The following is a 13009-nucleotide window of genomic DNA, read 5'->3' as shown; positions in this document are numbered from 1 at the left end:
TGCGGTCGCCTTGGAAAACCTGCGTATCCTAGAAGAAGAAAAAATCGTGGATCACGTAGGCGATGTCGCCGCCCCCTATCTGAAGAAAAAGTGGGAAGCATTGGCAGATCATCCGCTGGTAGGAGAGGCTAAGATCGTCGGCATGATGGCGTCAATTGCGCTTACCCCCGACAAAGCGAGCCGCGCCAAGTTCGCGTCCGATCCCGGCACTGTAGGCTATGTCTGCCGCGATCGGTGTTTCGCGAATAACCTGATAATGCGCCACGTAGGTGACCGTATGATCATCTCACCACCATTGATCCTTACAACCGATGACATCGATGAGATGTTCGTACGCATCCATAAGTCTTTGGATGAGGCGCAGGCCGACATCATCGAAAAAGGACTGATGAAGGCAGCTTCGTAAGGGTTAAAATTTACTTTTCTGGTCACGCAGGGCGGTTTTCTGGGACCGCCCTTCCGTGATCGCAACAGCGGTAATTATAGCCCTTTCAATTACGATCACTTCTAACTTCCCGGAGCAAGAAATGCTCAGGAACGCAACCAAGGAGGCCTTTTTCCAATCCTTTCGAGCAAGAAATCCATGAAAACCCGGACCTTGGCCGACAACACATTGGACTGAGGATAAATCAGCCACAGAACTGTTTCCTCGGCGATCTTGTAGTCTGGCAGCACTCGAACAAGCACACCCGACGAAAGCTCGTTGTGTACACTCCAAAGTGAGTTTGCTGAAATGCCCGCCCCAGCCAAAGTCGCCAATTTATGGCTACGACCATCATCCAAAATCAATCGACATTTCGCTCGCCGGGGCGCAATCAGATGCTCGCCACCATTCCGGCCAATTAGCCTGATTTCGTTGGTGTTGCCGAACGCTATAAACTGATGGTTGTTTAAATCGTCTGGGGCCTCAGGTCTTCCATGCCTTTCAAGGTATTCTGGCGAAGCACATAGTACACGTGTATCGTCAGCAAGTTTACGGCCACGAAAACTGGAATCCTCTAGAACAGCGTTACGAAGAGCAAGATCGAAGCTGCCTTCGATTAGGTTGAACTGCTGGTCCGAAAGCCTCAGGTCAAGCGTCAAATCAGGTTGCTCTGCCATGAATACCGGCAAGATTGGCGCAATGTAAAGTTGCGCGAAAGTACTTGGTGCCGTGAACCTAAGCGTGCCCGAAACGCGGGCGGTTCCTTGACCCAAAGCGGCACGCGCAGCGTTTTCCCGGGCAATAATTTCCTGAGCATATGGCAAGAACTCTGCGCCTTCTGTGGATAGCGCCACTTTACGAGTCGTGCGGTGCATCAAATCGGCACCGATACTTTTCTCTAATTTCGCCATCCAAGCGCTTGCGACAGAAGGCGCGAGGCCAAGTTCTCGGCCAGCGGCGCTAATATTCAGCCTTTCTGCTGCAAGCACAAAAAGGCGAAGGGTATCCGTGTCCATATTATATCCAAAATCCGAATTCTGATATCAATATCGACCCGTTTATTTCGAAAAAACAATCCTGCAAATAGGAACTGAACGAAGAAACCAACCTTGGAGCCAAAACAAATGGCCTACTATTCCGTACTTGCTGTCACACCAACCAACGAAGACTGGATCCCAGATTATCTTCCAACGGCGAATAAACTGGTTGCAAAGCATGGCGGCAAATATCTTGCCCGAACTGCAACCCACACTCAGGTTGAAGGCCCGTCTCAGCCTGCTGCTTTACGGATCATACTTGAATGGCCCTCGAAAGAGGCGGCGATGAGCTTCATGAATGATCCCGAATACAAACCTCATCTTGAGGCGCGGACTGCAGGTTCAGAAAGCTATCACTTCGTCATCGATGGCAATGACGATCTTAGCTAGGAAATTCATTCCAAAACGAACTGACCCAGCTCAAAGAGTAGACCAATGCCACGTAAAGCAATTGTAAATTATCACGTTATTGCAGATCAGCGCCAAGCGTATCACATCGACGCTGGTGGGGTTCAGGGAAAGATCATCTCTCCTCCTCATGCGGTAACAGAAGTTAACTTGTACGACGTTCGCGCAGAGACTTCTGTCAGTTTTTCGGACGACAGCATTGGGTTTGTTACTTCGGCTTCCGAAGTGCATTCATTTGAACAAGATGACGAATGGCATCGCGTTTACGATCAGGAACTCGATACACTTCTGTCCAGAAATCTAGGTGCCAAAGAAGTGGTGGTTTTTGATCACACTGTGCGCGTTGACGATCCGAATTCAAACAGGAAACCGGCTCGTAATGTGCACAGCGATTACAGCCCTCAAGGGGCAAAACAGCGGTTGATTGATGTCTTGGGAGAAAAAAAGGCTGCTGTTTGGGAAAAGGGGCATTACGCCTTTGTTAACGTGTGGCGTCCGATTCAAAACCCAATCAATTCGGCCCCGCTTGGGTTTGTACGACCCTCAACGGTGGCTGAAACCGACTGGCTGCAGATCGATTTGGTTTATCCCGATCGCAAGGGGCATATCATGGGTTTGGTGGCCAATCCGGATCATGAATGGGTCTATCAATCTCGAATGACCCCGAACGAAGTTGCCATATTCAACATCTACGACAACCATGGCAAACCCTCCATCGGACACAGCGCGCTTGATTTGATTGAAGACCCGTCTTTGACCATCCCACGCAAGAGCATCGAAAGCCGCACCCTGATCCGTTACTGATAGACACTCCACGCAAATAGAGGTTGCAATGCCAGACGGAAACGTGATCGCTGAATTCCCTAAACTGAACCGGGGTTACAATTCGGTCTTTCGACCTGATGCGTTGAGTATTGGTTTGGTCGCCCCTCTGGAGGCTCACCATCACAACGCGGTTCCCGACATGTCTCGCCATACGGAAAGAGCGCAACTGGCGGACAAACTCGGTTTCGCAGCACTTTGGTTAAGGGACGTTCCGTTTAACGTTCCTAACTTTGGCGATGCCGGGCAAATATACGACCCATTTGTCTATCTCGGATTGCTCGCCGGGCTGACAAAGGAAATTGCGCTGGGCGTGGCCAGCATCGTTTTGCCACTGCGCCATCCAGCGCATGTTGCGAAGGCCGCAGCTTCGGCGGACCAACTTTCCGGCGGGCGATTGCTGTTGGGTGTCGCGTCCGGAGATCGGCCCGAAGAATACCCGGCGCTGGGTATGACCTATTCTGACAGAGGAGCTCGGTTCCGCGAAAGCCTGGAATACATTCGTAAAATGGCGACTGAGTATGCCGATTTTTCCAATAACCACGGAGAACTGAATGGGCGGCTCGATATGTTGCCCAAACCTGTGGCCAGCCACTTTCCGATTCTGATCACCGGCGGCAGCCAACAAACCAAGGATTGGATATCTGCTCATGGCGATGGTTGGATGACATATCCGCGCGATGCCAAAGCGCAAGCGCAACTTGTCGAAAACTATCGGGCACAATCTTCAGCAATTGGCAAACCTCCAAAACCGGTTATGCAATCGCTGTACATTGACCTTGTTGCAGATACCTCGGCCGATCCCAGCCCAATTCATCTCGGCTTTCGGTCGGGCACCAAATTTTTGAAATCCTACCTGCGCGATCTGCAAGACTGCGGGATCAACCATGTGGCCCTGAACCTCCGGTTTAATGGCGGCGATGTCGAAGACACCATGAAACGTCTGGCAGATGAAGTACTGACAGAGTTTCCAACGCAAGGAACACCGCAATGACTAAAACAATACTGGTTACCGGAGCTACGGACGGAATAGGTCTGATGACGGCAAAAACTCTGGCCAATCGTGGACACCACGTCATTTTGCATGGGCGCAGCGTGGCCAAGCTCGCATCTGCCGCTTCTGAAATTGGTCAGGGCATATCAACTTACAGGGCGGATCTATCGTCTTTGCAAGAAGCATATGACTTGGCGATGTCGATACGTACCGACCATGATTGTATTGATGTTCTTATTAACAACGCGGGTGTCTTTAAAATTGGAGACCCGGTTTTGCCGAACGGGCAGGATGTTCGATTTGTTGTGAACACACTGGCACCGTACGTTTTGACGAAAGCGTTGCTGCCAATTATCCCAAAGGCAGGCAGAATCCTCGATCTGTCATCAGCGGCCCAAGCACCTGTCGACATCGCAGCCTTAAAAGGTCAATCCCGTTTGGGCGACATGGCCGCCTATACCCAGAGCAAGCGCGCAATCACCATTTGGTCGCATGAATTGGCCGGTCGCCTTGCTGAAGGTCCCGTAATCATCGCCGTCAATCCCGGTTCACTTCTTGCGTCCAAGATGGTCAAAGAAGGCTTCGGCGTGGCCGGCAACGACTTGCAGATTGGGGTAGACATTCTTTGCCGCCTCGCACTGGACCAGGACTTTGCCAATGACAGCTGAAAATACTGGGACAACGATTTTGGCGGCTTTTCACCGGTTAATTTTGGCGATGCTGAACGTGTCATGAACGCAATCGAAGAACTCGTCTGAAAGTGCATAAATCACGAAAAAACGCGGCTTAAAAAAACCCCGCGTTTTCTTTTCCCTTCTCCTGAGGTGATGGGCGGATTTGTTCGTTTAACGCAATGCTTCCAATAGCTTCAGAGTCGGGTATCCATCCGGTAAAAAACCTTGCGCCAATTGAAATGCGCGAACGGCATTAACCGTGTTTGGTCCAGTCAGTCCGTCAATCCCTTGCGTATCAAAACCAGCTTGGGTCAAACGCTCTTGTAACTCTTTGCGCTCAGTAAAACTAAGCGCCCGGTCGCCCCTTGGCCAAGAGGCGTCAAAAGGTCTACCACCCGCCAATCTATCGGACAGATGACCAACTCCGATGACATAGGCGTCGGCACCGTTATAGGCTTCGATCACATTGAAGTTGTCAAAGATCATTAACGATACCCCTTTGCCGCCGGCCGGCAGAAGAATCGCTGCACGCCCATAGTCCGGAACGGGTTTGCCATTTCGCCCAACGACCCCACGCTCGGCCCAATCTGACGGCATCTGAGTGAAGTCCCGCCTTGCGGTGGAATAGTCAAAACCGTCTGGCAGTTGAACCTCGACACCCCAAGGTTGACCCATCGTCCAACCATGTCGCGAAAGATAAGCCGCGGCAGATGCCAACGCATCCGTTGGATCATCCGACCATATGTCTCGCCGTCCATCGCCATCGAAATCCACCGCATATTCCAGATAGGATGTCGGCATGAATTGCGTATGCCCCATGGCGCCGGCCCAGCTGCCGATCATCTTGGACGGGCTGACGTCACCCGAGTGAACAATCTGGAGTGCTGCGATCAGCTGCGTTTCAAAAAACTTGGACCGCCTTGCGTCAAAGGCCAGGGTGGCCAAAGATTGAATAGTCTGGTTGTTACCGCGAAAGCTTCCGAACGAAGTCTCGAGCCCCCAAATCGCAACCACGATCTCTTTTTCTACGCCGTACTTTGTTTCAATACGTTCTAACGCATTTCCATACTTTTCGAGCACGGCACGCCCGTCGACCACGCGCCTGTCTGATACTGCCGAGTCCAGATATTCCCAGATTGTCTTGGAAAACTCAGCCTGATTTCGATCCCGGCGGATAACGTCTGTGTCATAAGTTAAGCCTGCCAACGCACTATCCAGAGTGTATGATGAAACGCCCTGGTCTAATGCCCTTTGCCTGAAGGCACCCAGCCAAGCCTGAAATCTAGCATTTCCCTTAGTCGACACGCGTTGCACCTTTTCCGATGGCCTTACAACCGGCCGGATGGAAACTGTCACATCGGCCGAAGCCAAATGGAACGCTGTATCTAACCCTTTGGGAACCCGCCATTTCACGTTTTCTGTTGTTTCCGCCTGCACGATGGATGCCCACAATGCGGCGGTCATTATGCCACCTACGCATTTATGCATTCCGATTTTTCCTGATTACTGCTCAGCCTCAGCATAGCGCAAAACTGAAGTTTCGCAAAATCCTCAGATCTAATTTTCTTGCTCTTTTCTTTCGCGGTCTGCTCGAACACGCACTAGCGCAGCGCTTAGCAACGGAACACGGTTTGGCCGGAAACTCTGGTCTGTAACAGACATTTCGCGCATCCGATCCAAACGAAAGACCCTAAAATCTTTGCGCAAATGACACCAACTTACCAGCATGCTGGCGCGATCCATGTAGACGATGCTTAGCGGGTTAACCCGACGATGTGTTTTATCACCCTTTTCATCGGTGTAAGCGAAATCCACGGCGCGTTCGTCCCACGTTGCCTGCCGTAATTCAGAGACTTCGATTCCCGGCACGGCAGGCCGTTCAAAACGCGTCGCAGTTAACACCGCATGGCTGAGCCGGTGCGATTGTCGCTGCGGCAACCGTCCTTGCAATTTACCCAACGCTGTACTGGCCGCTTCAGATAGGGCCGGATCTCAAATCAACTGAACTTCTCGTAAGCCCAGAACCAGCGCTTCCAATTCGTCGTCAGTGAAACCCAATGGCGGCAGCGTTGCGTCTTCGATCAAGGTAAACCCAAACCCGGCCTCACCATCGATCACTGCTCCCAATCCACGCAGTGTATCGACGTCTCGATGCACTGTGCGCGCTGAAACACCAAGATCTTGCGCTAATTGCGCAGAGGTCTTCGGCGACGGGCCAGAGCGCAGAGCTTGCATAAGCTGAAACAGGCGTGCGGTGCGGGACATAACATAAAACAGCCTACGCCTAGTGACAGAAATTGTCATTAGTCCAGCTTATCCCCTTGTCATCACCAAAACTGGAGCACCCGATGCTGACACTTCTGACCTACCCACCCGCCTTTGGCTTGTTCAGTGCAAGCCCGTTCTGCTTTAAGTCTGCATTGATGCTTCAACATTGCGGCCAAGATTGGCAGCGCTCTGACATGCTGGATCCTCGGAAGATGCCGCACAGAAAACTACCGGTCCTACGAACGCCTGAACGGTTGGTTCCGGATAGTGACCAAATCCGCGATTGGTTAGAGGCTCAGGGCGCAGATTTTGACCATGGTCTAACGGATGTTCAAAAGGCTCAGTCTCGGGCGTTGGTTCGAATGGCAGAGGAGCATCTGTACTTTCAGATCGTACTTGATCGTTGGGGTAATGACACTGTTTGGCCAATCCTGCGGGAGACTTTTTTCACTGAGATACCCGCCATGTTACGGAAACTGGTGAGTAATTCAATTCGCAAATCAGTATTGAGAGGACTTGAGGCTCAAGGGGTTTCGCGGTTTTCAAAGGCTGAGCGGACAGATCGGATCGAACGTGACCTGAGGGCAATCTCAGAGTTTTTGCGCAATTCGCAATTCTTGTTGGGAGAGAAACCGACATCGGCAGACATGAGTGTTGGGCCGATGCTGGCCGCGATGCGCGCCACGCCCGCAGAAACGTCACTGACACGTCGGATCAAACAGGATAGGCTGCTAAACAGCTATGTAGATAGGATGCAGCAGGCAATTCCCTTGTCATGAAACCGTTTGACGATCCTTCCGTCGCTGCCGCGTTCGACGCTTTTCCCGTCAGTACTCGTACTGGTGCTCTCTCACTGCGTGAATTAATTCTAGATACGGCACAATCCATTCCATCTGCTCTTCCTCTGCAAGAGGCGTTGCGCTGGGGGCAACCTGCATATCTTGCGCCCAAGGGATCGACAATTCGGCTGGGCAAGCACAGATGGGCGCCATTTGCCCTTTTCGTGCATTGTCAAAGCCGACTGATGCCGGAATTTACCGCCGCATTTCCCGGCGAGGACCGTATCGACGGTAATCGTGCAATTCTTTTTGACGACCCCCAACAAATCGACGAAACGCGACACGGTTGGTTGATTGCCCGCGCACTTATCTATCACCTTTGACGGCGCTTGCGTTCGACTTTTCGTTTAATCTTATCTTTTTTTCGTTTTGCGCTGACGGCCTTGCGTCGGGTCGACCGCCCTTTGGAACCCCCACCGCGAAGCACAGCTTTATCCTCTATTGATAACAGCTCCAGCTCCAGCCCACCGGTCACAGGCGTCGCCTCGGTCAAGCGAACTGTGACGCGCTGCCCGATGCTGATCAATAGCCCCGTATCGGAGCCCATCAAAGTGCCCGCCTCGCGATCAAAATGAAAGAACTCGCGCCCTAGTGAACGTACCGGTACCAACCCGTCAGCTCCGGTTTCGTCCATCTTTACGAAAGCTCCAAAACGGGCAATGCCGCTGATGCGGCCCGGGAATTCGTTGCCAACCCTCTCACTTAGATAGGCAGCCAAGTAACGGTCGGTTGTATCGCGTTCCGCCATCATCGAACGACGCTCGGTATCCGAAATATGCGTGGCAGTTTCCTCAAGCCGGTCAATTTCATCTTCAGTCTGACCATCCTTGCCCCAACCATGTGCAGAAATCAGTGCACGGTGCACGACCAAATCCGCATAGCGGCGAATGGGCGAGGTAAAATGCGCATAATTTCTAAGCGCCAGCCCGAAATGGCCGAAATTCTCGGGGTTGTAATAGGCTTGCGCCATTGATCGCAGGGTGGTCAGATTGATCAACTCTGCATCTTCAGTTCCGGCGGCGGCATTGAGCAAATCGTTCAGATGGCGGGTTTGTAGAACTTGCCCTTTCGCAAGATTCAAACCAGCGGCCTGCGCGGTTTCCCGCAAGCTTTCCAATTTTTCAGGCGCAGGTTCTTCATGTACGCGAAACAGTAAAGGCCGACGCTTTGCTATCAGGGTTTCCGCAGCAGCAACATTGGCAAGGATCATGAATTCTTCAATCAACCTGTGCGCATCAAGCCGCTCACGAAACGCCACACTTTCCACTTCACCCTTATTCGAAAGGACTATCTTGCGCTCGGGGAGGTCCAGTTCCAGTGGTTGCCTAACCGCACGAGCCTTTTTCAGCGCGGCATAGGCAGCATAAAGCGGTTCAATTACCGGCTGCAACAAAGGACCTGTGCGATCATTGGTGTTGCCGTCAATTGCTTCTTGCACCTCGGCGTAGTTCAGCGAGGCCGCAGACCGCATCAGACCTCGTACAAAGCGATGGCCAATTTTGTTGCCGGTTGCGTCGATCTGTATGCGAACAGCAATACACGCTCGCGGAACGCCCTCGTGCAAGGAACAAAGGTCGCCAGATAGACGGTCAGGAAGCATTGGCACGACACGGTCGGGAAAATAGCTGGAGTTCCCACGCTTTCGTGCTTCGCGATCCAGGGCGCTTCCGGGTTGTACATAGGCGGCTACATCTGCGATGGCCACCCAGATGACATGTCCTTCGGGGTTTTTGGGGTCGTCATCCGCGTGGGCGTAACAAGCGTCATCGTGGTCCCGCGCGTCCGAGGGGTCGATGGTGAGCAAAGGCAAATCCCGCAGATCTTCACGGCCCTTAAGACCAACTGGTTTTGCCTTGTCTGCTTCTTCTATCACTTTGTTGGGAAAATCATCCGGAATCCCATGCTGGTGGATTGCAATCAAGGACACAGCCTTGGGCGCCGAAGGATCGCCCAACCGTTCAACGACACGTGCGCGTGGCAGACCCATGCGGTTCTTTGGGCCGGCTTGTTCAGCCTCGACCAGTTCACCGTCTTTTGCACCCAGCACAGCGCCGTCGTGAACCAGCCATTCCGTAGAGCCTGCCTTGTCGATTGGTACGATCCGTCCGCCTTCAGCCCCTTTACGGAAGATACCGACGATCTTACGCGGATTGGTTCCGATGCGGCGGATAAGTCGGGCTTCGTAATTGTGGTCTTCCTCATGCACTACGGTCAGACGGGCCAGAATTCGGTCACCCTCTCCCAAAGCAGGGTCGCTGGCCCGGGAAACAATCAGCACAATGGGTTCAACGCCTTCGCCATGCCACTCCAAAGGGCGCGCAAACAGGTCGCCGTCTGCATTCGGAGCCTTTACCTGCAGAACGCTGACCGGTGGCAAACGATCCGGATCACGATAGCTGCGCTTGCGCTTTTCCAGATGCCCTTCGGCCTCAAGCTCTTTGAGCAATCGCTTTAGATCAATCCGATCCGCGCCCTTGATGCCAAAGGCTTTGGCAATGTCGCGTTTTGAGGTCAGGGTGGGGTTTGCCGAGATCCAGTTTAGGACCTCCTGCTTGGTTGGTATGCGAGTCATACTTTCGGCCTAGCACGGGTGTACGACCGCGTCATGACCAAAAAAGCCCAACCGAGTTTTAACTAGACAAGTCCGACGCTGTATCCACGTCGCGTAATTCATCCAGCATAGCAACTCGACTACTTTTTACTGACGCCAGTGTATCAATAAGTGCGTATTCAGTTGACCACCGCACGTTGCGGAACAGATCCCTCGGTAATGCGCAATATCGCTGTGCCCCGACAAGCCAATAGCCGCCATCGAATGCGGGCCCAAAGACCATCTGCGCAGACCCCAGCGACCTGAATGCCGCCGAAATATGCTTGCGTGTGACCCCGGGGATGTCCGCGCCGATTAAACAAACCGGTCCTTTGGGCGCCGACTGCAGCATCCGTGTCATCCGCTGCCCCAAATCCCCGGGTCCCTGTGGCTTTTTAGGCAAGTCAGGCGGCCAGACCCGGCTGTTTGCGCCTTCACGGTCAGGAGAAACAGCAAGGACAATTTGCCAACGTGGATCTCGCAGCCGTCGGATCAAAGCGCTCGTTTGATGTCGGAACCACCAAGCAGCCCTTATCATTCCAAGATCACGGCCCAGCCGCGTTTTGACCCTTCCCGGTCGGGGTTCCTTGACCATTATAACAAGTGTGCGTTGCATTTTTCAGGCGAAGTAATCCGCTAGGATGCGTGTGTAGATCGCCTTGAGCTGTTCAATCTGCGCTACTTCCACGCATTCGTCGACTTGGTGCATTGTTCGGCCAACCAGACCAAATTCGACCACAGGACAATGGTCTTTGATAAAGCGCGCATCAGATGTTCCACCCGACGTCGACAACTCTGGCTTGTTGCCAGTCTCGGCCTCCACAGCGTTCGCGACCAATTCTGATAGTGGCCCGGGAGGTGTCAAAAAGCTTTCGCCAGAAATCTTGATCTGCGTATCGACATCGACGTCAAACTCTTCCGCGACGCGGTTTGCTTGGGCGTTCAGCCATTCGCTGAGGCTAGCGCCGGAATGAAGGTCATTGAACCGAATATTTACCGCACCCCGACACTTGGCCGGGATAACATTTGTGGCAGAGTTGCCTGTATCTACGTTCACGACCGCAAGTGTGCTTGCATCAAAGTGATCGCTGCCCTGATCTAATTGGTGCGTTGCAAGACGATCCATCAAACGGACCATGGCGGGCAACGGGTTGTTTGCCCGATGGGGATAGGCTGAGTGCCCTTGAACACCTGTCACTGTGAACCACGCGGTCATCGAACCTCGGCGGCCAATTTTCATCATTTCGCCCATCGCGTTGGGACAAGTCGGCTCGCCTACCAGACAAACAGACATACGTTCACCGACGTTCTCCATATAATCCAGCAACGCAATTGTCCCGTCCAAGGCGTCGCCTTCTTCGTCCCCGGTAATGGTCAATATAACAGCCCCGTCAGGTGGGGCATCGCGCACGAAATCCACGGCTGCGGCAGTAAAGGCAGCCACCGCCGATTTCATGTCAGACGCCCCTCGGCCAAACATAACGCCTTTGCGGATTTCAGCACCGAACGGAGGCGCCGTCCAAGCCGTTTCATCGCCAATGGGCACAACGTCAGTGTGGCCATTGAACCCAAAACTGCGTGGGTGACCCTTTTGTCCCCAGCGTGCAAACAGGTTCGAAACACCGCCTCGGTCAGCACGAAAGCATTCAAACCCTGCCTCGGAAAGAACAGTCTCCAGCAATTCTAATGCGCCACCCTCGGCTGGTGTGACCGACGGACAACGGATCAGGTCTGCCGTCAGTCTGACGGGATCGGTCATTTGGCACCTCGCAAATTGGTTTCCTTCCAGGTTCGCGCACAGATTCAATGAATTGATATGATTGCCAACCCCACAGCCGTAATTTTCTTTCGCGCTCTTAAAGATATTCCAGTTTGCTGGATCTGGAAAATCGAGCTAGTTGACCAAGTGTTCGACTTGCTGCCCACTGTATTATTGCGCTACAAGGCCGCAAAACAGAAAGAAACTATGCGTGTAGTCTTCGCTTTGATCTTACTGGCTTTCTCGGTTCTTACCCAGCAAAGCCAGGCCCAGACACTTACGGTTACGACCGTGACCCGCCCCCCGTTTTCATATGTTGAAGATGGGGCACAGGTGGGGTTTTCCATGGACTTATTGGAAGCACTTGCCGAGTCCTTGGACTGGGACTACTCGATCAACCGGGTGGAAACCTTCAGCGACATGCTGGGTGCCGTTCAGGACGGTACTGCCGATCTGGCCATTGCGAACATCTCGATTACCGCTTCACGCGAAACCCAGATGGACTTCAGCCAGCCAATATTTGAGTCTGGATTGCAGATCATGGTCCCCTCGGACGAAGTGCGCAGACCGTCTCTTTTGCAGGCTCTACTGTCTGCGGAGCTATTCATCGCAATCGGACTAGCCTTCGCCATCTTGTTAGCGGGCGGAATGACGATGTGGATTTTCGAACGCCGTGCGCAGCCCTACTTTGATCGCAAATTAGATTAGGCGTGGTTTCCATCATTTTGGTGGGCATTGAACCTCGTGGTTAATGGCGGCTTTGAAGAAAGAATGCCACGCACAGCGTTCGGACGGATTCTGGGCGTCATCCTGGTTGTTTCTTCGCTATTTATCGTATCCGTTTTCACTGCTCGTATCACATCCGTCATGACGGTGGACGCAATCAGCGGCAATGTGAACTCTGTTAATGACCTTTATGGTAAGCAGGTAGGCACGATTTCAGGCTCCACCGCCGCAAATTTTTTGAACCGGCGCGAGATTGAATTTGTCGGATTCGAGAACCTCGAAGGACTGTTAAACGCTTTTTCCGACAGTGAACTGGATGCCGTTGTATTCGATGCGCCGATATTATCTTATTTTGCTAACCACGACGGGCGCAAAATAGCGTCTATCACCGGCGGTGTATTCATGCGCGAGAACTATGGAATAGTCTTTCCTACCGGCTCGCCTTTGGTCGAAGACGTAAATCAGGCG

At 52.7% G+C, this 13009-nt stretch carries 11 protein-coding genes and 3 pseudogenes; 8 read left to right on the top strand and 6 right to left on the bottom strand.

Annotated features, from left to right (window positions below; genetic code table 11):
* Positions 1 to 406, top strand: a pseudogene (locus AC2FNE_RS23055) (aspartate aminotransferase family protein); the annotation flags it as partial.
* Between the two features lie 125 nt (positions 407 to 531).
* Here AC2FNE_RS23055 and AC2FNE_RS23050 read toward each other — a convergent pair.
* On the bottom strand, positions 532 to 1440 hold the full coding sequence (locus AC2FNE_RS23050) for a LysR family transcriptional regulator (RefSeq protein WP_496806393.1): 909 nt from the start codon (positions 1438 to 1440) through the stop codon (positions 532 to 534).
* Between the two features lie 108 nt (positions 1441 to 1548).
* Between AC2FNE_RS23050 and AC2FNE_RS23045 the strand changes: the two genes are divergently transcribed.
* From AC2FNE_RS23045 to AC2FNE_RS23030, 4 genes are read left to right on the top strand one after another with little or no spacing between them, the layout of a single operon-like run.
* The gene (locus AC2FNE_RS23045; protein WP_496806392.1) at positions 1549 to 1851 is read left to right on the top strand and encodes a DUF1330 domain-containing protein; all 303 of its coding nucleotides are present in this window, start codon (positions 1549 to 1551) and stop codon (positions 1849 to 1851) included.
* 45 nt (positions 1852 to 1896) lie between these two features.
* Positions 1897 to 2673, top strand: coding sequence for a CmcJ/NvfI family oxidoreductase (locus AC2FNE_RS23040; protein WP_170603167.1), 777 nt, complete (start codon positions 1897 to 1899; stop codon positions 2671 to 2673).
* 28 nt (positions 2674 to 2701) lie between these two features.
* On the top strand, positions 2702 to 3685 hold the full coding sequence (locus AC2FNE_RS23035; protein WP_496806391.1) for an LLM class oxidoreductase: 984 nt from the start codon (positions 2702 to 2704) through the stop codon (positions 3683 to 3685).
* Positions 3682 to 4353, top strand: a complete 672-nt coding sequence (locus AC2FNE_RS23030) for an SDR family NAD(P)-dependent oxidoreductase (protein WP_496806390.1) — start codon at positions 3682 to 3684, stop codon at positions 4351 to 4353. Before AC2FNE_RS23035 ends, AC2FNE_RS23030 begins: the two co-directional genes overlap by 4 nt.
* 177 nt (positions 4354 to 4530) lie before the next feature.
* Here AC2FNE_RS23030 and AC2FNE_RS23025 read toward each other — a convergent pair whose 3' ends face one another.
* Together AC2FNE_RS23025 and AC2FNE_RS23020 are read right to left on the bottom strand one after the other, a co-directional pair.
* Positions 4531 to 5823, bottom strand: coding sequence for a lytic murein transglycosylase (locus AC2FNE_RS23025; RefSeq protein WP_254442517.1), 1293 nt, complete (start codon positions 5821 to 5823; stop codon positions 4531 to 4533).
* A gap of 93 nt (positions 5824 to 5916) precedes the next feature.
* Positions 5917 to 6624: pseudogene (locus AC2FNE_RS23020) on the bottom strand (helix-turn-helix transcriptional regulator).
* Positions 6625 to 6707: 83 nt separating this feature from the next.
* Between AC2FNE_RS23020 and AC2FNE_RS23015 the strand changes: the two are divergent.
* Both AC2FNE_RS23015 and AC2FNE_RS23010 read left to right on the top strand, forming a co-directional pair.
* Entirely contained in the window at positions 6708 to 7406 is a 699-nt protein-coding gene (locus AC2FNE_RS23015; protein WP_496806389.1) for a glutathione S-transferase family protein, read from the top strand.
* Positions 7403 to 7789 (top strand): DUF1801 domain-containing protein, encoded by a 387-nt coding sequence (locus tag AC2FNE_RS23010; protein ID WP_170603156.1) that lies wholly within the window; start codon positions 7403 to 7405, stop codon positions 7787 to 7789. Before AC2FNE_RS23015 ends, AC2FNE_RS23010 begins: the two co-directional genes overlap by 4 nt.
* On the opposite strand, the gene rnr is transcribed toward AC2FNE_RS23010, so the two are convergent.
* The 3 genes from rnr to dapE are packed head-to-tail and all read right to left on the bottom strand — an operon-like array spanning position 7780 to position 11815.
* Complete coding sequence (rnr, locus tag AC2FNE_RS23005; protein WP_496806388.1) at positions 7780 to 10038, bottom strand: ribonuclease R; 2259 nt, start codon at positions 10036 to 10038, stop codon at positions 7780 to 7782. The genes AC2FNE_RS23010 and rnr overlap by 10 nt on opposite strands.
* Positions 10039 to 10096: 58 nt before the next feature.
* Positions 10097 to 10672 (bottom strand): TIGR04282 family arsenosugar biosynthesis glycosyltransferase, encoded by a 576-nt coding sequence (locus AC2FNE_RS23000; protein ID WP_496806387.1) that lies wholly within the window; start codon positions 10670 to 10672, stop codon positions 10097 to 10099.
* A gap of 3 nt (positions 10673 to 10675) precedes the next feature.
* Entirely contained in the window at positions 10676 to 11815 is a 1140-nt protein-coding gene (gene dapE / locus AC2FNE_RS22995) for a succinyl-diaminopimelate desuccinylase (RefSeq protein ID WP_496806386.1), read from the bottom strand.
* Between the two features lie 207 nt (positions 11816 to 12022).
* On the opposite strand from dapE, the pseudogene AC2FNE_RS22990 reads away from it, so the two are divergent.
* Positions 12023 to 13009 (top strand): annotated as a pseudogene (locus AC2FNE_RS22990) (transporter substrate-binding domain-containing protein); the annotation flags it as partial.

This window comes from Ruegeria sp. YKSD179, from assembly GCF_059612885.1.
This window is presented reverse-complemented; position numbering and strand designations above follow the sequence as displayed.